General features: G+C 49.4%; 15 protein-coding genes and 1 pseudogene. 9 read left to right on the top strand and 7 right to left on the bottom strand.

Annotation, left to right across the window (positions count from 1 at the left end; all coding sequences use genetic code 11):
- Positions 1-2: 2 nt before the first annotated feature.
- Positions 3-398: pseudogene (locus GCU44_RS23480) on the bottom strand (hypothetical protein); the annotation flags it as partial.
- 516 nt (positions 399-914) lie between these two features.
- Between GCU44_RS23480 and GCU44_RS12795 the strand changes: the two are divergent.
- From GCU44_RS12795 to GCU44_RS12770, 6 genes are all read left to right on the top strand, one after another.
- The gene (locus GCU44_RS12795; protein ID WP_154856751.1) at positions 915-2,570 is read left to right on the top strand and encodes a proton-conducting transporter transmembrane domain-containing protein; all 1,656 of its coding nucleotides are present in this window, start codon (positions 915-917) and stop codon (positions 2,568-2,570) included.
- A 55-nt stretch (positions 2,571-2,625) separates the two neighbouring features.
- Positions 2,626-5,103, top strand: a complete 2,478-nt coding sequence (locus GCU44_RS12790; protein WP_154856750.1) for a YbcC family protein — start codon at positions 2,626-2,628, stop codon at positions 5,101-5,103.
- 21 nt (positions 5,104-5,124) lie between these two features.
- Positions 5,125-5,973 (top strand): DUF6671 family protein, encoded by an 849-nt coding sequence (locus GCU44_RS12785; RefSeq protein ID WP_154856749.1) that lies wholly within the window; start codon positions 5,125-5,127, stop codon positions 5,971-5,973.
- Between the two features lie 416 nt (positions 5,974-6,389).
- Positions 6,390-7,511, top strand: a complete 1,122-nt coding sequence (locus tag GCU44_RS12780; RefSeq protein WP_154856748.1) for a GAF domain-containing protein — start codon at positions 6,390-6,392, stop codon at positions 7,509-7,511.
- 61 nt (positions 7,512-7,572) lie between these two features.
- Positions 7,573-8,679, top strand: a complete 1,107-nt coding sequence (locus tag GCU44_RS12775) for a helix-turn-helix domain-containing protein (RefSeq protein ID WP_241684939.1) — start codon at positions 7,573-7,575, stop codon at positions 8,677-8,679.
- A gap of 81 nt (positions 8,680-8,760) precedes the next feature.
- Entirely contained in the window at positions 8,761-10,845 is a 2,085-nt protein-coding gene (locus GCU44_RS12770; RefSeq protein ID WP_241684938.1) for a glycoside hydrolase family 3 protein, read from the top strand.
- Between the two features lie 96 nt (positions 10,846-10,941).
- Here the strand turns inward: GCU44_RS12770 and katG are convergent, their stop codons facing one another.
- From katG to GCU44_RS12755, 3 genes are all read right to left on the bottom strand, one after another.
- On the bottom strand, positions 10,942-13,185 hold the full coding sequence (katG, locus tag GCU44_RS12765) for a catalase/peroxidase HPI (RefSeq protein ID WP_241684937.1): 2,244 nt from the start codon (positions 13,183-13,185) through the stop codon (positions 10,942-10,944).
- Positions 13,186-13,451: 266 nt separating this feature from the next.
- On the bottom strand, positions 13,452-15,851 hold the full coding sequence (locus GCU44_RS12760) for a ribonucleoside-diphosphate reductase subunit alpha (RefSeq protein ID WP_154856747.1): 2,400 nt from the start codon (positions 15,849-15,851) through the stop codon (positions 13,452-13,454).
- Between the two features lie 31 nt (positions 15,852-15,882).
- Positions 15,883-16,866, bottom strand: a complete 984-nt coding sequence (locus GCU44_RS12755) for a ribonucleotide-diphosphate reductase subunit beta (protein ID WP_092171772.1) — start codon at positions 16,864-16,866, stop codon at positions 15,883-15,885.
- Positions 16,867-17,453: 587 nt separating this feature from the next.
- Here GCU44_RS12755 and rplU point away from each other — a divergent pair.
- The 3 genes from rplU to GCU44_RS12740 all read left to right on the top strand — a co-directional run bounded on the left by rplU (position 17,454) and on the right by GCU44_RS12740 (position 18,511).
- Positions 17,454-17,765, top strand: coding sequence for a 50S ribosomal protein L21 (rplU, locus tag GCU44_RS12750; RefSeq protein WP_092171774.1), 312 nt, complete (start codon positions 17,454-17,456; stop codon positions 17,763-17,765).
- A 36-nt stretch (positions 17,766-17,801) separates the two neighbouring features.
- Positions 17,802-18,062 (top strand): 50S ribosomal protein L27, encoded by a 261-nt coding sequence (rpmA, locus tag GCU44_RS12745; protein ID WP_092171777.1) that lies wholly within the window; start codon positions 17,802-17,804, stop codon positions 18,060-18,062.
- 140 nt (positions 18,063-18,202) lie between these two features.
- Positions 18,203-18,511 carry an HPF/RaiA family ribosome-associated protein gene (locus GCU44_RS12740; protein WP_092171779.1) on the top strand — a complete coding sequence of 103 codons (309 nt, stop codon included), beginning with the start codon at positions 18,203-18,205 and terminating at the stop codon, positions 18,509-18,511.
- Between the two features lie 20 nt (positions 18,512-18,531).
- Here the strand turns inward: GCU44_RS12740 and GCU44_RS12735 are convergent, their stop codons facing one another.
- From GCU44_RS12735 to rnr, 3 genes are read right to left on the bottom strand one after another with little or no spacing between them, the layout of a single operon-like run.
- On the bottom strand, positions 18,532-19,161 hold the full coding sequence (locus tag GCU44_RS12735; RefSeq protein ID WP_154856746.1) for a rhomboid family intramembrane serine protease: 630 nt from the start codon (positions 19,159-19,161) through the stop codon (positions 18,532-18,534).
- A 5-nt stretch (positions 19,162-19,166) separates the two neighbouring features.
- Positions 19,167-20,153: a polyprenyl synthetase family protein gene (locus GCU44_RS12730; protein WP_154856745.1), complete on the bottom strand. Its 987-nt coding sequence runs from the start codon at positions 20,151-20,153 to the stop codon at positions 19,167-19,169.
- Entirely contained in the window at positions 20,143-22,320 is a 2,178-nt protein-coding gene (gene rnr / locus GCU44_RS12725) for a ribonuclease R (RefSeq protein WP_154856744.1), read from the bottom strand. The genes GCU44_RS12730 and rnr overlap by 11 nt, the downstream gene beginning before the upstream one ends.
- Between the last annotated feature and the right edge of the window lies 1 nt (position 22,321).

Here is a 22,321-nt window from a genome sequence, read left to right as displayed (position 1 = left end):
AACTACCGGAAGCCGGGAACGGATTTTCTGCGTTGGGTGAAAGCAGGCTTTGGGTCGGGTCCATAATTCCCCGATGCGGGTAGGGTAAAAAGCTGACAAACGGTTTTTTGGCTACGTTCCTGAGAAGGGCATAGTGGAGCTTCCGTCACCGGGCAGCCCGTTTTGGGTGATCGTTGAGCGGCCGAAACTAGACTTGCTGTACAGCGCGCGGTAACTTGTCCATCCAGGCCTAAGCCGTCGAGGTCCCAAATTAGGGCTTTCGCGCGGTCCCCGTCGGCCATACTGGTGACACCAAAAACCTGGTTCCGACCCGTTGAGGCTTCGGCCATGAAGTTGGCGAATTCACCAAACGTTCCGAAACGTATCCGTACCGTCATCTTGGTGATCCTCCAGTGTACGTTTCCAACAAATGTTTCGTTGTTGGTGGTTGTTTTCTAAAACCCGAGCTAATGCATGAATTCGCAGAGAAGATGTGGGAATTAGGTACGATGCGGGATAGTATTGGCTGTTAGGGATTTTTTCTCAACTCGTCCATTGCTTGTAATGGTCTGACAAGGAGCAATCGACAAACCCCTCACCACCAACGCAAGCTACGAGACGACCTCAGGCCCAGCTCACCGGATTTTTGGGATCGGGCTGGAATGAAAAAGTAACTACCAGGACGGTAGGTATTCTTCCCACCGTTCGGTTTCATACCTTCCAGTCGATCAGATGGGCTTTTCTCCGGATACCAATTCAAAGGACCTTCCAGAGGAAAACCCCGCGACATTTATTAAAATAATTTATGTATTTCATACTAAATCGAAATGAAAACTTATGGATTATTTTTTTCAAATTTGCATCGTGGAAAATTTTGCAGGAATGCAATTATTCCATCTAAGGATCAATTTGACTGGTAAAAAACGAAAAGTTCCATGATTGAAAATTTACTGCCCCTGATTGCACTTCTCTCACCTCTGGTATTTGTAGCGACAGCCGTCGCTTCCTGGTTTCAGCCGGGATGCAGGCCCAATCAAGTCATCCTTTTGAGTGGCGTGGCGTCTGTCGCCAGCCTCTTGATCGCAGGATTCTGTGGCATTTTCGTTGCAAAGCATGGGCTGTTGGAATCCGGATTGTTGGGCATCGGTGGCGTTGGGTTCAGCATTCGGCTGGATGCGCTCAGCTTGCTGATGCTGGGAATGATCGCTCTTTTAGGTTTTATCATTATTAAGTTTAGTAAGAATTACCTGGACGGGGATTCCCGACAGGGAGCATTTATGGGGAAACTGGCTGCCACGATCGCTTCCGTGCAATTGCTGGTGCTTTCGGGCAATATCGGCTTGCTGTTTATTGCCTGGGTATTGACCAGTATTTCCCTGCACCGTCTGCTGGTCTTTTATCCCGAACGACCGGGTGCGCAAATTGCCGCCAAAAAGAAATTTATTCTGGCAAGACTGGGGGATGCCAGCCTGTTGGTTGCAGGGGTCTTGCTGTATACCCAATACGGGTCAGGGAATCTAGAGCAGCTGTTTTTGGGTGTGCAAGCGGCCGTTTCTTCTGGAGATGTCCCCCATACGGTAGAGCTTGCGGCCCTGTTTTTAGCCGTTGCTGCGATTCTTAAGTCCGCCCAATTTCCTACACACGGATGGTTGATAGAAGTGATGGAGACCCCTACTCCGGTATCCGCTCTGTTGCATGCAGGCCTGTTAAATGCGGGTCCGTTCCTAATTATCCGCATGGCTTTTGTGATGGATGCCGGTACGATCGCTCCCCTGTTACTCATGGGGTTGGGTGGATTTACAGCACTTTTTGCCTCGGTTGCTTACCTGACCCAACCGTCCATTAAGACGGCCCTGGGCTACTCCAGTGTAGGACACATGGGATTTAGTTTGATGGTTTGTGGAATGGGCGTTTATCCAGCTGCCTTATTGCATCTGGTAGCCCATTCTTTTTACAAAGCGCACGCATTTCTCTCTTCCGGAAGCCAGATTGACCTGGTCCGTGCAGCGAAAGTTGCCGACCAAACCAGTCCGCTCAGTCCACTGAAGGTGGTTTCGGGTATCGTGTCGGCATTGCTTTTGTACGCCGGGTTTGCATTTGTTTGGGGAATTGATCCGCAAAACGACCTGGCGCTTGTGTTAATTGGTGCAGTCATCGTCATGGGCCTGGCCCGCCTCTTCACAGCTGCCATTGCCCGCGCCTGGGATACGCGGTTATTGGCACAAGCGTTCCTTATGGCGCTTACGGTTACCACGGCATTTTTTGCATTGGAATCTGCTACGCATTACCTCCTTGGAACGCAGGTTCCGGAAACGGCCGTGTTGGGATACGGCAAGCTACTGGTTGCCGGTCTGGTGCTGTCGGGCTTTGCTTTGGTCGTCTTTTTTCAGATGATAGCGCCCCAACTTTCCAATAAGCCCTCATACCAGGCCATGGCCGTTCACGTCCGAAACGGATTTTACGCCAATGCATGGTTTGACCGAATGATTCATGCCTTGCATTTACTTTCCCCGCAAAGCAGGCAAGTTCTCGCTGCACCTGCCACGGCAAATGCCCAATCGGTAACCGCCAACAAAAAAAACAATAACTAACCCCTCCCAAATAGCCTTAGACATTTTCAGGAACAACCAATCGCTGATTAAAAAAATGGAAGATCAAGTATTACTACTACCCAAGGAAAGAAAAAAGATCACGCTTACAACCACGCTGCAGACGGCCTGCAAGAAAATTGCACCGGTATGGCCTCTGGAGAATTTTGTTGCGGTGAACCCTTACCTGGGACTTACCGATAAAAATTTTGAAACGGTGGCTCAGCAGTTGGCTACCGTTGGTGGCATTCAAACGACCCTTCCCGTTTCGTTTTATCGGAACAAAATTCGGGAGGGAATCATTTCCCGGAAGGACCTGGGAGAGGCACTGATGAAAAAGGCCGGTAACGGCAGGGATGTAGATGCCTTTATTCAGTCCCTGGAGACAAAGGAGGATGCAGGCGTAGGTACGGCCACCATTGCCACGTATAGCGATGTAGCTACCCAGGTTACAAAGCAAGATTGGAACCGTTTTGTGACGGGCAGAATTTCTACCTGGGCTGCTTCCTATTTTGATAAAGGACAGGCGCTGTGGAAGGCTTCCAACCCCCAAATCGGGCTCTTTAAAGCCTGGAGAGAAGAAGCCACAGTGGATTTAACAACTGAAATTACCGGTTTAAAAGGATTTCGAAAAGCGGTCGAAGCCTTGCCAGCGGACCGCCTGCAGGCAGCCCAAAAGGCATTGGAGGTACTCGATGTGCCGGAGTCCGCTCTTCCCCTTTACCTGCATCGACTGCTGCTTCGGGTAGGCGGCTGGTCGGCCTATGCGGCGCGGCTGGATTGGGACAAGGAATTGTACGGTAAAAAAGGAGCCGTATCCCTGGAATTTTTATCGGTGCTCCTTTGCTGGGAAGCCTGCTTGCTCGAATGCCTGGATGGACCGCAACTCCGCTTTTCGTGGCTGACGGCAAAGAAACGGCTTGTCGAGGCAAACCAAGATACCGAGCTAAGTGAGGAGCTTTCTGACCTGCTTGTTTTGCAGGAAGCCTTTGATCTGGCTGCCCAACGGGCACTCATCGAAAAATTTCAGCGGGCACCGGCGAACGAAATGGCAAAACCAACCCGTCCGAAAGCGCAGGCCATATTTTGTATTGACGTACGTTCGGAAGTATATCGGCGCAATCTGGAGCAGACAGATTCGGAGGTAGAAACGATTGGATTTGCAGGGTTTTTTGCGTTTCCGATCCAATTTGTGCCGCTCGCTCACAGCACAGGTGAAGCGCAATGTCCGGTACTGATTCCCACAGGGCCGACTATTTTGGAAGAAATTCCGGATGCAGCTACGAACAAGCGGGCCCACAGCAATCGGGTGCTACGCCATCAGTTAAAGCAGGTATGGAAATCCTTTAAATCCGGCGCTATTACCTGTTTTAGCTTTGTCAGCCCCATGGGTCTGTCCTACCTGCCCAAGCTATTTACCGACTCCTTCGGTATTACCCGACCCGTTCCCCACCCCGATGGGGCCGGATTGGACCGGAAGGAAGCGAAGCAAAAGAGCATTTCCCTGGAGGTAGGCAATCATGCCGACCTATCGGTCGGAATACCGCTGGAACAACGCACTCAACTGGCGAAAAACGCGCTGAACGCCATGTCGCTCACCGAAAATTTTGCCCCTTTCGTGCTGATTGTTGGGCATGGGTCGACATCCGTGAATAATCCCCATGCCACCGGGCTTGACTGCGGCGCCTGTGGAGGGCATTCCGGAGAAGCAAATGCCAAGGTGGCTGCTGCCGTGCTAAACGATAAAGAAGTTCGCAAGCAGCTAGTCGAGGCGAACCTATCCATCCCGGAGGATACGGTATTTCTGGCCTGCCTGCACGATACCACCACCGATGAGGTTCGCATATTCAATGAGCAGGAGGTACCCCTCTCTCATATCGGAGAATTTGGGGACCTCAAGCGTTCACTGGCAAAAGCTGCTCGGGGAGCGCGTGCAGAGCGAGCACTGAGAATGGCCATTACGGAAAACCAGGATCAGGCCCTTATTTCGCGCAGTAAGGACTGGTCCCAGGTTCGCCCGGAATGGGGACTTGCGGGCTGTTCGGCCTTTGTGGTAGCACCCCGCGAGCGGACTAAAAAGCTGAATTTTGGTGGACAATCGTTCCTGCATTCGTACGATTGGAAAAAAGATGCTGATTTTTCGATACTTGAATTGATCATGACAGCGCCCATGGTGGTTACCAGCTGGATAAACCTGCAATATTACGGCTCAACGGTCGACAACCTGAATTTCGGGTCCGGAAACAAAACCCTGCACAACGTCACTGCTGGATTGGGTGTGCTGGAAGGGTATTCCGGCGATTTGCGGGTGGGACTGCCCATGCAGTCGGTACACGATGGCACCCGGTACCAGCACGAACCGCTACGCCTCAATGTGGTGATCGAGGCTCCGATTGAGGCCATGAATGCCATTCTGGAAAAACACCGCGCCGTACGAGATCTTTGTGACAACACTTGGATATTCCTGTTGGCCCTGGACAATGGAGGTAAGGTTACCCACCGGTATCGGGGCAACCTACAATGGGAAGCCCTGTGATTGCGGTAGCTATACTGAAAAATGAATGCCAGGGATTTTTTTGCGGGTAGACGGCTGGTCATTGCTACGAAGCACGGGAAAGAAACCCTGATTGGGCCAAAGGTAGCCTCCCAACTGGGGGTGCTACCTTTTGTTTGTTTGGAATTAGACACCGACTTGCTGGGAACGTTTTCCGGAGAAGTGGAGCGAAAGGAAGGCCCCCTCGCGACCGCACGAAAGAAATGTGAGTTGGCCATGAGTTACTCGGGTGTAGATCTTGCGATCGCCAGTGAGGGTTCATTTGGAGCGCACCCGACTTATTATTTTCTACCGGGCAACGAGGAGCTTATTATGTTGCTCGACAAACGACAGGGGCTTGAGATCGTGGGTAGGAAATTGAGTGCGGAAACGAATTTCGGTTCCCGATACTGTAAAACGGAGGCGGAACTCCTTGAATTTGCCCGGGAGGCGCATTTCCCCTCTCATGGGCTGATCCTGCGGGAGCGTCGGGGAGCGATCGATACGGTTTGCAAGGGGATTTGCGAGCAGCAGGAATTGCTGGCAACATTCCGGATGTTTTTGGCTCGCTCTGGACAGGCCTTTGTGGAAACCGATATGCGCGCCTTGTACAACCCCATGCGCATGAAGGTTATCGGCGAAGCCACGGACGAGCTGTTAAAAAGAGTCCTGGTGCAATGCGAAAAATGCAACAGCCCGGGGTTTGGAATCAGGGGGGTGCAACCGGGGATGCCCTGTTCCCTCTGCGGTAGACCCACCCGCTCGCCACAGGCAAGGGTTTACGGCTGCGTCAAATGTGGCTTTAGCAAAACGGAAAAAATATGCGACAAGGATGCAGAGGACCCCATGTATTGTGATTATTGCAATCCGTAAACCTGCGGGGTACAGTACCTCTCGCGCTCACTTGCAATGGAGCAGTGGTGGAGTGCGATCGAATCCGTTCTGCTTGCCGGCAGGTGGTGGCGCTACCGCTAACGCAGAGGGATGATGGGAAGGCACCGGGCATTTGAACCCATTTGCAATCACTTTCTGCGGTTGAGAAAACAAAGTTCTCGCTGGAAAATGGATCAGGCACACGACGATGCAATAAAACCGGGTGATTTCTCCATTTAAACAAAATTTGATACCTTTATTCCTTAGGTGCAGCCCATAGCCCTGTGGCCTGGCCGGTATGCGAGGTTTTCATACGTTTACTCTTTTTCCTGGGAAAGGTGGGGGATTGAATTAACACGGCTTTAAGCGGAAGTACCTGATTAAACTTTTACCCTAGCTAGAAATGATGTGCAGGAATGAGCATGGAAGAAGAAAGGTTGGCTGAATTACAAGCGTACGAGATTCTTGATACTCCACCAGAGAAAGAGTTAGACGAATTGGCAGAAATCGCATCCCTGGTTTGCGACACACCGATTTCGCTGATTACTCTGATCGATCAGAAACGTCAGTGGTTTAAAGCAAACAAAGGACTTGAAGAGCGGGAGTCCGCCCGGGAAGATTCGTTTTGCCAGCATGCGCTTCACAAGCCAAAAGAAATCTTGGTTGTAAACGATTCGCTAAAGGACGCCCGTTTCAGGGACAACCCGTACGTAACAGGAGATCCAAATATCCGGTTTTATGCAGGCGCTCCGCTGGAAACGCCAAGTGGCAATGTATTGGGAACCTTATGTGTATTGGATAGTAAACCCAGAAAGCTTACAAGTAATCAGGAAAAGGCACTGCAACTTCTCGCGAAGAAAGCGATGGATTTTTTGAATACGCGGAAAAAAATGTTGCAGCAACGAAGTAAAATTGCCTTGAGCGCGGAAAAGCTAAAAAAAATAACAGACAACATCCCTGGAGGGATTTTTCAGTTGATTCGAAAACCTTCTGGCAAAAAAAAATTTGAGTTTATCAGTGAAGGTATCCAACGGCTCTATCCCTCCATCGATCCGGAAGAATGGTTGAAAGATCCCAATGCAGGTTACCGCGTCATTCATCCGGATGATGTTCGATCGTTTAAAGAAAGCCACGAGAAATCCTATGAATCCCTTTCACTGTGGTACCATGAATTCCGTGTGGCTGCGGCGGATGGTCACCGGTGGCACATGGTAAAAGGAAGACCTGAAAAAAAGGCTGATGGAACCGTGGTATGGTATGGCAGCTTCCAGGATATCACCAGTCATATCGAGTACGAGTTGGCAATGGAGCAAATTCTGTTCGATATTTCGCATATTTTGCGAAGGCCGGTCACCAACCTGCTGGGACTTACAAAGCTTATCAGCAATGAAGAAAAAATTGACGAAATCAATTTAAGAGAGTACTCTGGATACATTCAAACCGTTGCAGAGGAGATGGAGGAATTCACCAAGCAATTGAACGAGATTTACCAAAAGAAAAAAGAAAAAATCACCGGTCAAAAAAATTGGCAGGTCTAGACGAAACGAGGTTAAGAGACTGCTTTTTTGCATTTTCCCGCCATACTACCGCAAAAAAAACGTGTATACAAGTATTACCTTAGTCGGATTGGTGCAAGCCCTTTTTGGGATGCTTCTTTTTATCAGCAAGCGCCCCAGGCACGTAAGTTTTGTTTTTTTAGTAGTTTGGTTCGGTATCATTGCCGTGTTTCTGGGGGCACTTTTACTTCCTTTTGAGGTGGTAACCCATTTTAAACCGGGTATTTTCCCGGTATTATTACTGTTTGGTCCGCTACTTTATTTTTACTTGCAATCATTGACCATAGAAGATTTTCGACTTAAACCCCGGCAACTGCTTCACCTGCTGCCGCTTTTACTGGTATCCCTTCACCGGTCGGTAACCCCAGCCGTACCCATTACCAGTTCATCGGAAAACCCGCTTTACGTCTACAATAAGGTATACTATGCGATCTTAATTCTCTCCCTGTTCTATTATTGGCTATCTGGTTTGAAGTTGGTTTTGAAACACCGTAAAAACATTCGCCTTCATTTTTCCAACTATACCCGGGCAAATTCCATGAGCTGGCTTGCGTTGGTGCTCTCCCTGTTTCTTGTCTTGTTTATGGTGGATTTCACACGCTTCTTTTTTCATAAAGTGTGGCAGTTGGAAGTTCCTTCCCTTTTCCTACTTCCTGTAAACCTGACCATTTTCGTATTTATCATGGTTTTTTTTGGGATCAATCAATCGGTTATCTATACGCCGGAGGAAGGCGCAATCCGGCCGGAAACGAATGGAGCCCCTCTTGGAGGTAAAAAATACACGGGGTCTTCCATTACTGGCGAGGAAATCGAAAAGGTCACCCAAGCCATGCTCGCATATCTGACCGAAGCGAAACCCTACCTCAACCCCGAGTACAGCCTCCAACAAATGGCGTCGGATCTGAATATTTCCCGGCACAAGTTGTCTCAGGTAATCAACAGCGGCCAAAATAAAAACTTTTTTAAACTGGTAAACGAATATCGGATTCGGGAAGCCAAAAAGATGTTGTTGAACCCGGCATACGACCATTATTCCATATTGGGCATTGGCTACGCCTGTGGCTTCAATTCCAAATCGTCATTTAATCGGCTATTCAAGGAAGAAACCGGTTGCACGCCGAGCGAATTCAAGCAAGAAATCAGGTCCTAAACAGGTGCCAGCTTATCGGTTGGTACGCCTGCGATGTGGTTACGGGGTATTTTTGCCACCGTATCACCAAACACCATTCCTATGAATTCATTCATGCATGGTCTCTTGAAAAGCCATTTGACCATTTTTCCCGTAGACAGCCGATTCGTTAGGTTATCGGGACCCTTTCTGCTTTCGGCACTGCTTGGAGGCTGCGGGCAAAAAATCGAGTATACCCAGCCTGATCTTGGTTTTCGTAGCCTCGAGCTAATCGAAGTCGACGGCTACCGGTTTAAGGACCTAAACAAAAACGGAACCCTGGATCCCTACGAAGACTGGCGTCTAAGCCCCGAAGAGCGAAGCCAGGATCTGCTCTCCCAAATGTCACTGGAGCAAAAAGCCGGGTTTATGTCCATCAACACGCTAAACATGTTGGGGAGTAGGAAGGCCGCTGCCTCCGGAGGAGCCTACCAGGCCAGCGATCTGGACGAGGGGCAGGTGAAAGAGTCTGAGGAAGAAAGAGCCAGAAGGCCGAATTTTATTGGTGGCATGAACGCGTCCACCAGTACCAGTCAACGGATTCAAACGTTCCATAACCGTCATTTTATCCTGCGTCTCAACGAGCCTGCGGGGGTTATTGCGACCTGGAACAACCACCTGCAGGAGCTTTGTGAATCCGAACCTTTGGGGATTCCGGCCATCATCACTTCCAATCCCCGAAATCATATTTCGGGAAATGCCTCCGAAGGTACGGCGCTTAATGCGACCGTTTTTACCGCCTGGCCTGGGGAATTGGGACTGTCTGCCACCCGCGACCTGGAATTGATCAAGGAATTTGCCGATATTTCCCGGCAGGAATGGCGTGCTGCCGGCATACGGAAGGGGTATATGTACATGGCCGATCTGGCAACCGAACCCCGCTGGTCCCGCGTAAATGGAACCTTTGGAGAGGACCCGGAATGGGTGGCAGAAATCATTCGGGAAGTGGTCATCGGGTTTCAGGGCGAGCAACTGAACACTAAATCCATTGCTTTGACCATGAAACATTTTCCGGGTGGAGGTTCGGGAAAAGGCGGGCAGGATTCGCATTTTGAATGGGGAAAGGAACAAGTATTCCCGGGGGGAAGGTTTTACGAGAATCTACTGCCTTTTCGCGCGGCCATTGATGCAGGTACCTCGGCGATCATGCCGTATTACTCCATGCCAGTGGGAACGGAATTTGAAGAAGTAGGCTACTCGTACAATAAGGCCGTAATTACGGATTTGCTTCGGGGAGAGCTGGGCTTTTCCGGAATCGTCAACACCGATACCGGGCCACTCACCCGCATGGTTTGGGGAGTGGAGGACCTGTCCCTGCACGAGCGGTACAAGAAGGCACTTGAAGCCGGTTCGAACATCATTTCCGGGATATCCGACCCATCCGACCTGATTGCCGTGGTGGAAAATGGGATGGTAGACCCTGCATTGATTGATGCATCGGTCTTGCGCTTGCTGATCGAAAAATTCCAGTTGGGGATTTTTGAAAATCCCTATGTTGATCCGCAAGAAGCGGACATAATCGTTGGAAATGAGGAATTTCGAACGAGGGCGGCCGAAGCGCTGAGGAAATCCATCGTATTGCTGCGAAACGAGGAAAACAGCCTGCCAGTGGACGCCCGGAAAAAGATCTATTTTGAAACCATCCAGGGAAGTGCTCAGAGCGATCCGAGAGGAGATAAATTTGTATGGAAAGAGCTGCCGGGTATTCCAGATCTGGAGCTGGTACAAAGCCCGGAAGAAGCCGATCTGGCCGTGCAATGGGTAATCCCCTCCCTCTCGCTGTTCAATGCTACGGGAGAACCGATCTCGCTGTCCCTATCTGAAAACAATATCGACGTGGCACATGTGCGAAGTATAGCCTCCCAGGTACCCACCATTCTGGTGATGGATTATTCCAATCCCTGGGTGATCGATGAAATCTACGACGATGCGGATAAAGGAAATACCCTCGCCGTTTTAGCTACCTTCGGAACGACTCCTCAGGCACTATTTGAGGTGATTACCGGGGCTTTTGCTCCGGCAGGTAAAATGCCTTTTTCCACCCCTGTTTCCAATCAGGCGGTAACAGACAACCTCGAGGATGTACCGGGCTTTCTGGAGGGCGAAGGGTATGCCTTGTTTCACTACCAGGAAGGGTTGAGCTACTAGACGAAAAACCCTTCTTGCCAGCAAGGCATTGGCCTAAAAAAAAGTGACCTGAATTCAGGTCACCTTTACTTGTAAAAAAACGGTATCAAAAGAGGGTTAGTCTTTCAATTCAAAACGGTCCAGGTTCATGACTTTATCCCATGCTGCGATGAAGTCCTTGACGAATTTTTCCTCGCCGTCGCTGCAGCCGTATACTTCGGCCAGCGCACGCAACTCCGAGTTGGAGCCAAAGATAAGGTCCACCCGGGTTCCGGTCCACTTGCGTTCGCCGGTTTTTCGGTCCTTCCCTTCGAATACCTTGTCGGAATCGTCCAGAGCTTTCCAACTGATACCCATGTCCAATAGGTTGACAAAGAAATCGTTGGTCAGCTGGCCCGGGCGTTTGGTGAATACCCCGTGGGCGGATTGGTCAAAATTCGTATTCAAGGCCCGCATACCACCGACCAAAACGGTCATTTCGGGAGCGGTCAGGCCCATTAATTGCGATCTATCTACCAACATTTCCTCGGCGGCCACCATGTGTTGCTCGTTTTGGTAATTGCGGAATCCATCGGCTGCTGGCTCGAGAATGGCAAAAGACTCTACATCGGTCTGCTCTTGGCTTGCATCGGTTCGGCCAGGAGTAAATGGTACCGTCACGTCTTTCCCGGCATCCTTGGCAGCTTTCTCGATGGCAGCACATCCTCCCAAAACGATCAGATCGGCAAGGGACACTTTTTTGTTACCTGACTGGGATCCGTTAAACGTTTCTTGAATCCCCTCCAATTTGTCCAACACCTTGGCGAGCTGTTTGGGATTGTTCGCCTCCCAGTCTTTTTGGGGAGCGAGTCGTATCCGCCCGCCGTTTGCTCCGCCTCTTTTATCCGATCCCCGGAAAGTGGAGGCAGCAGCCCAGGCAGTACCTACCAATTCCGATACCGACAATCCAGTAGCAAGAATTTGTGTCTTCAGGTCGGCAATATCGGAACTATCTATCAGTTCGTGGTCCACGGCAGGAACCGGGTCTTGCCAGATGAGTTCCTCCTGTGGTACTTCGGGTCCCAGGTACCGGGCACGTGGCCCCATGTCCCTATGGGTAAGCTTGAACCAGGCCTTGGCAAAAGCATCCGCAAACTCATCCGGGTTTTCGTAAAAGTGCCGGGAGATTTTTTCGTATTCCGGATCCATGCGGAGTGCCAAATCGGTTGTCAGCATAAACGGAGCGTGACTCTTGGAAGGATCGTGCGGATCGGGCACGGTACCTGCACCTGCCCCGTCTTTTGGACGCCATTGATTGGCCCCTGCGGGGCTTTTGTACAGTTCCCACTCGTAGCCAAATAGGTTTTCGAAATAGTTATTGCTCCATTTGGTAGGAGTAGTCGTCCAGGCCCCTTCCAGACCACTGGTGATGGTGTTGTTTCCATTTCCGGATCCCAGGGTAGTTTTCCATCCCAGTCCCATCTCCTCGATACCGGCAGCAGCTGGCTCGGGCCCAACGTATTTGGTGGGGTCTCCGGCACCGTGGGTTTTACCAAAGGTATGACCGCCTGCGATGAGTGCGACGGTTTCGTAGTCGTTCATGGCCATTCGCCCGAAGGTTTCGCGGATGTCCCTCGCCGATGCCACTGGATCGGGCGTACCGTTGGGTCCTTCCGGGTTTACGTAGATAAGGCCCATCTGTACTGCTCCGAGCGGATTTTCCAATTCCCGGTCACCGGTGTAGCGTTTGTCTCCCAGCCATTCGGCTTCGGATCCCCAGTACACGTCCTCTTCGGGTTCCCAGATGTCTTCCCGACCGCCAGCAAAACCGTAGGTTTCGAATCCCATGGATTCCAGAGCCACGTTGCCAGCCAGGATCATCAAATCGGCCCAGGAAATTTTCTTTCCGTATTTTTGCTTGACCGGCCAAAGGAGCAAACGCGCCTTGTCCAGGTTGGCATTGTCGGGCCAACTGTTCAGCGGGGCAAAGCGCTGAGAGCCCGTTCCGCCCCCGCCACGGCCGTCAGAAATCCGGTAGGTACCGGCACTGTGCCAGGCCATGCGGATGATAAAAGGGCCATAATGGCCGTAGTCCGCCGGCCACCAGTCCTGGGAGGTCGTCAACGCCTCTTCTAAATCTTTTTTAACGGCTGCCAGATCCAAAGATTCAAATTCCTTGGCGTAATCAAATCCCTCGCCCATGGGGTTGGACAGTGCGGAATGTTGCCGCAGGATGTTTAGCTTTAATTGATTGGGCCACCAGTCCCTGTTTCTGGTGCCTCCGCCTGCACTCTGCTTGAGTGCCCCTCCATGAAAGGGACATTTTGCCGCGCTGTCATTGAGGTCCGATAATTTTGCGTTTGGGTTTGTGCTGTTTTCCATAAGTATATAGTAATTGATTCACTCTTTACACATCCAAGATACCAATTTTAGTAATTATGAAAAATTTATTCCCATTGAAAAAATCTATGGCTCTTACGGAATTTCGATAATGTTCCGAATCGGGTGGGGAATCGCTCGCAGGAATGAACGCGAACTCCCTGGGTTTGCTACAGAGGGGCGACGGGAGGTGGTGCTAAAAATTGGGGTAAAAAAAGCAACCGATGCATCGCAACGGTTGCTCTTTGTAGTGGCAGAGGAAGGGGTGTTTAGCTCCCGCACATTTCACAATCGTCCGGATTGTCAAGCGAACAGGCGATGGCGTCCTGTTGCTGCTTTTTGGCATCGGGGGCCGCTTCCGCCGCATCTACTGGCTTTTTATCCAGCTGGGATTTGTCCACGGTAAACTGTATGGCACTACTGGCGGCTTTGGACCGCAGGTAATAGATGCCGGTTTTTAGTCCCTTTTTCCAGGCATAAAAATGCATGGATGTCAACTTCCCAAAGTTGGGTTCCTGAAGGAACAGGTTCATGCTCTGCGACTGGCAGACATAGGCTCCCCGGTCAGCCGCCATGTCAATGATGACTTTCTGAGAAATTTCCCAGACGGTCTTGTACAGGTCTTTGAGGTGTTGTGGGATTTCCGGAATATGTTGAACGGATCCGTTGGCACCGATTAGCCGGTTTTTCATGCTGTCGTTCCACAGGCCGAGACGGATCAGGTCTTTCATCAAGTGTTTGTTGACCACCACAAACTCACCCGAGAGTGTACGGCGGGTGTAGATATTGGAGGTGTAAGGTTCAAAGCATTCGTTGTTGCCCAAAATCTGCGAAGTGGAGGCCGTAGGCATGGGTGCTACCAAGAGGGAATTGCGCACGCCATACTTGTTCACTTTCTGTTTCAATTCCGCCCAGTTCCACCTGCCGGATTTTGGCGTCACGCCCCAAAGGTCAAACTGAAACAAGCCTTGGGAAACCGGGGATCCCTCGTAGGTCTCGTAGGTTCCATTGAGTTTGGCCAGTTCCATGGAGGTTTCCATGGCGGCAAAGTAGATGGTTTCGAAAATATCTTCATTTAGGCCTTTCGCTTCTTCGGAATCGAACGGCATGCGCAATAGAATAAATGCATCTGCCAGTCCTTGAATACCCAACCCGACGGGGCGGTGCCTAAAATTGGATTTACGGGCTTCCGGAACCGGGTAGTAGTTCACGTCGATTACCTTATTTAGGTTTCGAGTCACTACCTTGGTTACCTCATAGAGCTTCTGGTGGTCGAAGTATTTTTTACCGTCCTTTCCAATGCGTACAAACTTAGGAAGAGCAATGGAGGCGAGGTTGCACACGGCCACTTCATCGGGGGAGGTGTACTCCATGATTTCGGTACACAGGTTGGAAGATTTGATCGTCCCCAGATTTTTCTGGTTCGATTTTCCATTGGCTGCATCCTTGTAAAGAATGTACGGAGTTCCCGTTTCGATTTGGGACTCCAGGATTTCAAACCAAAGCTCCTGGGCCTTGATGGTTTCCCGGGCTCGGCCTTCTTTCTCGTATTTTTCGTAGAGCCTCTCAAATTCCTCCCCATGGCATTCGGCGAGACCGGGGGCCTCATGCGGACAAAAGAGCGACCAGTCTTCGTTGGCTTCCACGCGTTTCATGAATAAGTCCGACACCCAAACGGCGTAAAACAAATCCCTGGCACGGAGCTCTTCTTTGCCGTGGTTTTTCTTCAGGTCGAGGAAATCCTTGATATCGGCATGCCAGGGTTCCAGGTAAATGGCAAAACTACCCTTCCTTTTTCCACCGCCCTGGTCCACGTACCGCGCCGTCATATCAAAATTTCGCAGCATGGGTACAATTCCATTGGAGACGCCATTGGTACCTCGGATGTAAGATCCTTTGGCCCGTACATTGTGAATGGAAAGCCCGATACCACCGGCCGACTGGGAGATTTTTGCACACTGTTTCAGGGTATCGTAGATACCGTCAATGCTGTCGTCTTTCATGGTCAACAGAAAGCAGGAAGACAGCTGCGGCTTGGGTGTACCGGCATTAAAGAGGGTTGGCGTGGCATGGGTAAACCATTTCTGCGAAAGCAGGTGGTAGGTTTCGATGGCCGCATCAATGTCCTCTTTGTGGATACCAATGGACACCCGCATCAACATGTGTTGGGGTCGTTCCACCACTTTCCCGTCGAGTTTGATCAGGTAGCTTCGTTCGAGGGTCTTAAAACCAAAAAAATCGTAATCAAAATCCCGGCTGTAGTCGATTACTTCGTCCAGTTTGGCGGCATGCTTTTTTACAATTCCATACACGTCGGGCGCAATCAGCGCAGCATTCTCATCGGTTTTGGGATTGATGTAGGTATACAGCCGCTTCATGGTGTTGGAGAAGGACTGACTGGTGGTTTTGTGCAGATTGGAAATGGCGATTCTGGCGGCCAGAACGGCGTATTCCGGATGCTTGACGGTCAATGAGGCACATACCTCCGCAGCGAGGTTGTCCAATTCGGTGGTGGTCACCCCATCGTACAGCCCATCGATCACTTTTTTAGCCACTTCAATGGGCTGAATGTAGCGGCCGTCCAGGCCATAGCAAAGATTCTCTATCCGGGTGGTGATTTTATCAAACCGCACGGATTCTCTTCTCCCGTCTCTTTTGATTACTAACATATTGATTGGTTATTTACTGGTGAAAAAATGGTTAAAAATCCTCTTCTACAGAAAATTTCCCTGAACCGTTGGCGACGTCTTTGTTTTTCATAACGCCTGCTTTTTGATAATCCCCAACCCTTTTTTCGAAGAAATTGGTTTTTCCCTGTAGGGATATCATGTCCATGAAATCAAACGGATTGGTACTATTCCAAACCTTGGAACATCCCAATTCCTGCAACAACCGGTCGGCAACGAACTCGATGTATTGACACATCAGTTCGGCATTCATACCGATTAACCGTACCGGTAACGCGTCGGTCACAAATTCTTTTTCGATTTCAACCGCATCTTTGATGATGCCAATGATTGTCTCCTCCGGCAAGCGGTTTACCACGTGGCGGGTGTACAGATGACAGGCAAAGTCACAATGCAGTCCTTCGTCCCGGGAGATCAATTCGTTTGAAAAGGTCAGACCGGGCATCAGGCCTCTTTTTTTCAACCAAAAAATGGAACAAAATGAGCCGGAGAAGAAAATTCCTTCCACTGCGGCAAAGGCAATCAGGCGCTCGTGAAAGTCCCCCTGATCGATCCATCGAAGGGCCCATTCGGCTTTCTTTTTCACACAATCCAGGTGCTCGATGGCATTGAAAAGCCGGTCCCGTTCCTCCGGATTTTTGATATAGGTGTCGATAAGTAGGCTATACGTCTCGCTGTGGATGTTCTCCATGGCAATTTGAAAGCCATAGAAAAATTTTGCTTCCGTATATTGTACTTCGGATACAAAATGCTCGGCAAGGTTTTCGTTCACTATCCCGTCACTGGCAGCAAAAAAAGCGAGTACATGGGAAATAAAATGGCGTTCGCTATCGCTAAGGTTTTTCCAGTCGTTGAGGTCTTGACCCAGATCGATCTCCTCTGCAGTCCAGAAGCTGGCTTCCGCCTTTTTGTAGTATTCCCAAATGTCATCATGCTGAATGGGGAATAGGACAAATCGGCTGTTATCTCCCTGTTCTAAAATAGGTTCTGACTTCATTAGTCCAAATGGTTTAATAAATTGAATAAATTTTATACAAATGGCTTCGCGGCCTTTTCTTCACGTTTCGGTTTGCTTCGTTGGGTTTGGTAACAATACCTTAACAAATATGGGCAAGAAATTCGAAAAAGTAAAGCCCAAATTCCTCGGAAAGCTTAATAAATTGACCGTCGGTCAAAGGGTCATAAATACCTATAATATCGTAAAATAAGTTACTAAATATAAATAATAACTTTAATTAATAATGGCCGGATAGGGCGATGTAACTTTTTTGAATTAATTTGATTCCCCGCAGAAAAGCCCAAAAGAAGTCGGTTTTTTGACCATTGGTCAAGAAATAGTTTCCGTTTTTCCGCTTTGTGTGCTTCCAAGATATTGAAAATCAATTTAATAGCGTCTATTTAGTTTCTTTATAGAAGAAAATTCGGAAAACATACCCCAAAAAATGCATCTGTTTCCTTATTTTTGGGATGATCGGCTGCCTTCGGACCGATTCGTAAATTAATACTTGCCTACTTTTTTATCTATATGTATTTTTTTCGTATATTTGCACCTCAATTTTGATAATTGTAATCTATCAAACCATTATGTACGCAATAGTAAACATATCCGGTAAGCAGTTCAAAGTAACAAAAGAGCAGCAGATCTTTGCACCAAAAATGCAAGGTGAGGTTGACGCTTCCGTAGAATTCGATCAGGTGCTTTTGGCAGACGACAACGGTACCGTATCGGTAGGCGCACCTTTATTGGAAGGAGCCAAGGTATCGGGGAAAATCCTCGATCACGTAAAAGGAGACAAAGTGATTGTTTTCAAGAAGAAGCGGCGAAAGGGATACAAAAAGAAAAACGGTCACCGTCAGCAATACACGAAGATTTTAATTGAAGATATCGTACTGTAAGGATCCGATCAGGACACACGAAAAACAACTAAAGTTATGGCACATAAAAAAGGTGTAGGTAGTTCCAAAAACGGCAGAGAATCAGAAAGCAAGCGTCTTGGAGTGAAAAAATTTGGTGGAGAGGCGGTTATCGCCGGTAACATCATCGTCAGACAGCGGGGGACCAAGCATCATCCCGGATTGAATGTGGGTTTGGGTAAGGATCATACCCTGTTTGCATTGACTCCAGGGAAAGTTGCGTTCAGCAAAAAGCATGACGGAAGGTCGTACGTAAGTGTACTTCCAACCGAAGCATAAGAACCCTCCTCAGGGATAACCAAAAGGCCTTTGCGTAAAAGGGCCTTTTTTTTTCTATTGCCGGCTTTCTGCCGGCAGGAACCTTCGTTAACAAATAGTCCCATCCCCGGTTTTTACCGGGTCTAAATCTTGTTGCCTTCATGAATTATACTGAAAATTACAGAGGAATCAAAATTGATGTACAGTCGGTTAATCTCGATATCAATGCCGCCGTGCAGGAAGAAATCAGATCTTCCATCGATAAATTATCCAAGTTCACTCCGGATATCAATGCCGTAGACATTTACTTCAAAACCGAAGGCCACGGTGGTACTGCCAAAAGCGTGGTTGGCATGCGGGTAGGCATCCCGGGCCCTGACGTTTTCGCAGAAGAAAAGGGAGAGCATTGGATCCCCCTGGTGAAGGATGTCGTTGATAAATTGGTTCGGCAATTAAAAAAGAATAAATAATTCGATTCCAGAAGCTTCCGTTAGAACAAACGGAAGCTTTTTATTTCGTCCCAGAAATACAGGGCATTTTGCGGGGAAATCAGGACGATGACCGCGATGCCAAAAACCGCTCCATAGAAATGGGCGTCGTGATTGATGGCGTCATCCCCCTGTTTGCCTTTGTAAAAGGCGTATCCCAAAAACAGCAGCCCCAGGATAAAGCCCGGAAGACAAAAGATTCCAAAAATACAGATGTCTGATAAAGGCATGAGTACGATACTAGCAAACACCGTGGCAGCCGTACCACCGGAAGCACCCAGCGCCCGGTAAGAAGGATTGTCTTTTTCTTTCAGGTAGGTCGGAATATCGGCCACGACAATCGCCGCCAGGTAAAACACAACAAATGCCAGGGCGCCCAGACTGGCGCCGAATTGATACATCAGGTATTGTTCCACCACGCTTCCGAAGAAATAGAAGGTGAACATGTTGAAAAGCAGGTGGGTGCCGTCTTTATGGATGAAGCCTGAGGTGATGAATCGCCCGTAGGAGTTGTTTCGCTGGATCAGGTAGGGGACGAATAGTTGCCGTTCCATAACTTCAGGATTTTTCCATCCGTAATACGAAATCAGGCAGGTAATGCCGATGGTAATCAGCGTTAGAGATAGTTCCATACAAGTTATTTTTCCCGGTTGGCGAGGTTATGCGTGAGGTTCCATAAGAGTTGTAGCCCTTCCGGTCTTTTGACGTGCAGGCGACTGAGCTGCTCGAATCCTTTTTCAAAAAAATTTCCCATGAGTTCCAGTGTATGCGCCTCTATTTTCAGCCGGTCGTAGACCGCCCGCACTTCCCGCACCTTTTGTTCGGGATCGGGTTCCGCTGTTTGTAGCCAGTATTCGAGGGTAGCTTTGTCTGCTCCCTGGGCCAGTTCCCTGGCCTTGATCAGGAGGTAGGTTTTTTTATTGGCCAGAATGTCTCCGCCTACCTGCTTGCCAAACTTTTCTTTGTCTGCGTAGACATCCAACAAGTCATCTTTTAATTGAAAACCCATGCCGATGTTTACGCCAAAATCGTAAAGGCGACGTCCATCTTCGGCTCTGGCCCCGGCCAGTACGGCTCCCAGTTGAAGCGAAAACCCCAGCAGTACCGCCGTTTTTAACCGGATCATGTTTAAGTAATCCGGCTCCGACACCTGCTCCACCCCTTCAAAATTCATGTCCAATTGCTGCCCTTCGCAGACTTCGGCGGCTGTTCTGCTAAACAGCGCAATGCTTTCTCGCAGGTGTTCCGGTGCTACTTCCAACAGCAATTCGTAGGCTTTGACCAGCATCACATCACCGGAGAGGATTGCCGTATTGGCGTTCCACTTTTCGTGCACCGTGGGCATGCCCCGGCGGATGGGTGCCTTGTCCATGATGTCATCGTGCATCAGGGTGAAATTGTGAAAGACCTCGATGGCGGCGGCAGGTGTTACTACCCGTTGGTAGTCCTCTTTATACAAGCCATAGGAAAGAATTGCGAGCAAGGGGCGGATCCGTTTGCCTCCCAATCCCATCAGATACGTGATTGGGTCGTATAGTTCGGGAGGATTGCCTCCTAGTTGCAGCTGCAGGATGTGTTTTTCCAGGGAATCTCGTATTTCCCCGAGTACCTTATCATTTATCATCGTTAACAAATTCCAGGTCTATGGTTCTCCGGTCAATGTCGGTTCGGGTTACGCGAACCATGACCTTGTCTCCAAGTGTGATGATTTTCTTGTTTTTGGAACCGATCAGCCGCATGTTTTTCTCGTCAAAATCGTAATAATCGTCTGTCATGTCCTGTACCCGGACCATGCCCTCGCATTTGGTTTCTGTAATTTCCACATAAACGCCCCATTCCGTAATACCGGTGACCATGCCCGCATAGTCCTTTTCTTCTGCAAGTTTCATGTACTCCACCTGCTTGTACTTAATGCTGGCGCGCTCGGCATCTGCGGCCCGCTTTTCCCGCTCGGAGGAGTGAACGCATTTTTCTTCCCAGGCCTGATTTTCGGGCGGTTTGCCCCCATCCAGGTAATGCTGCAACAGTCGGTGCACCATCAGATCCGGATACCTTCTAATCGGAGAGGTAAAGTGGGTGTAATGCGCAAAAGCAAGTCCGAAATGGAGTTTTGGTTCGGTGGTATACTTGGCTTTCGCCATGCTGCGAATGGCCAATTGCTCCAGTACGTTCTGTTCCGGCTTACCAACAATCTCATCCATCAGCTTGTTTAAGCTGTTGGCCACTTTTTTTTCGTCGCTGATTTGCAAATCGTGTCCGAATTTTCTGGCGAAATTGGCAAAGGTGCTGAGTTTTTCCAGATCAGGATAGTCGTGTATGCGGTAGACAAAGGTACTCTTCCCCTTGTTTTTGTCGTAAATGTATTGCGCAACCGTCTTGTTTGCCAGCAGCATAAACTCTTCGATGAGCTTGTGCACGTCTTTTCGTTCCTTGATTAGCAGGCCTACTGGCGTGCCTTTTTCGTCCAACTTGAATTTTACCTCGACGGTCTCGAAATTAATGGCGCCTTTTTTAAACCGAGCCCGGCGGAGTTTTTTTGCCAGACCGTTAATGGTTAGTAGTTCTTTTGCATATGCTCCTGCCGCCTGATCCATGTTTTCCTGCGCCTCTTCGTAACTAAACCGTCGGTTGGAATGAATCACCGTTCGCCCGATCCAAAAATCCCGCACCTGTGCTTCCTCGTCCATCTCAAAGACACAAGAAAAGGTAAGCTTGTCCTCATTGGGTCGAAGCGAGCAAAGCCCATTGCTCAGCCTTTCGGGCAGCATGGGGATGGTCCGGTCAACGAGGTATACGGAAGTAGCCCGGTCGTAGGCTTCTTTTTCCATGATGGACCTCGGGGTGACGTAATGGCTCACGTCGGCAATATGGACGCCGATTTCCATGTTTCCGTTTTCCAAATACCGGAAGGAGATGGCGTCGTCAAAATCCTTGGCATCCGCCGGGTCAATGGTAAAGGTATCGATGGATCGGAAATCCCTTCTTTTTTTCAGTTCTTCGGAGGGAATGGTCTCGGGGATGGTATCCGCTTCGGCCATGGCGTCTTCGGGGTACTCAAAGGGCAGTCCGAATTCCGCCATGATGGAGTGAATTTCCACTTCGTGGTCTCCAGCCTCGCCCAATACCCGGATAATTTTACCGGTCGGACTCTTATCACCTTCCTTCCATTCGGTAAGTTTGACGATCACTTTTTGGTTGTGCTGGGCACCGACCAGGTCTGCTTTCTTTACGAAGATGTCCTGGTGCATTTTTTTGAAATCAGGAACCACAAAGGCGAATCGCGGGGATATTTCCACCCGCCCCACAAATTCATCCCGGCAGCGTTCGAGGATTTCCAGCACTTTGCCTTCCCGTTTGCCGCCTTTTCCTTTGTGCGGCAAGACCAGAATGCGTACCTTATCTCCGTCCAGGGCTGTTTTGAGATCGGCTTCCTTCACCAGGATATCGTTCTCTTTTTTTTCCTGATCTTCGGGAATGATAAAGGCAAACCGGGCGTTTACAAAGTCTACCTCTCCGGTAATAAATTCGGGATCTGCCGCGGAAGAATAAAGGTTTCGGGGGCTTTTGGAGATGCTTCCGCTTGCCAAAAGGTCTTGCAGGGCATCGTCAAGTAATTTCTTGGAGGGGGCATCCCGCAGGGCCAGTTTTTTTATCAGTTGTTTTTCAGCAAATTCCTCACCGAAATTACTGTCTAAAAATTGCGTTAACTGGTGTTTTATCTGTGACAATCCAGAGGCTTTTCCCTCCTTGTTTCTGAATCCCGATTTTTTTCTTCCTGATTTTCTTCCCATA

It is taken from the genome of Cyclobacterium xiamenense, from assembly GCF_009467825.1.
Classification (GTDB): Bacteria; Bacteroidota; Bacteroidia; order Cytophagales; family Cyclobacteriaceae; genus Cyclobacterium; species Cyclobacterium xiamenense.
This window is presented reverse-complemented; position numbering and strand designations above follow the sequence as displayed.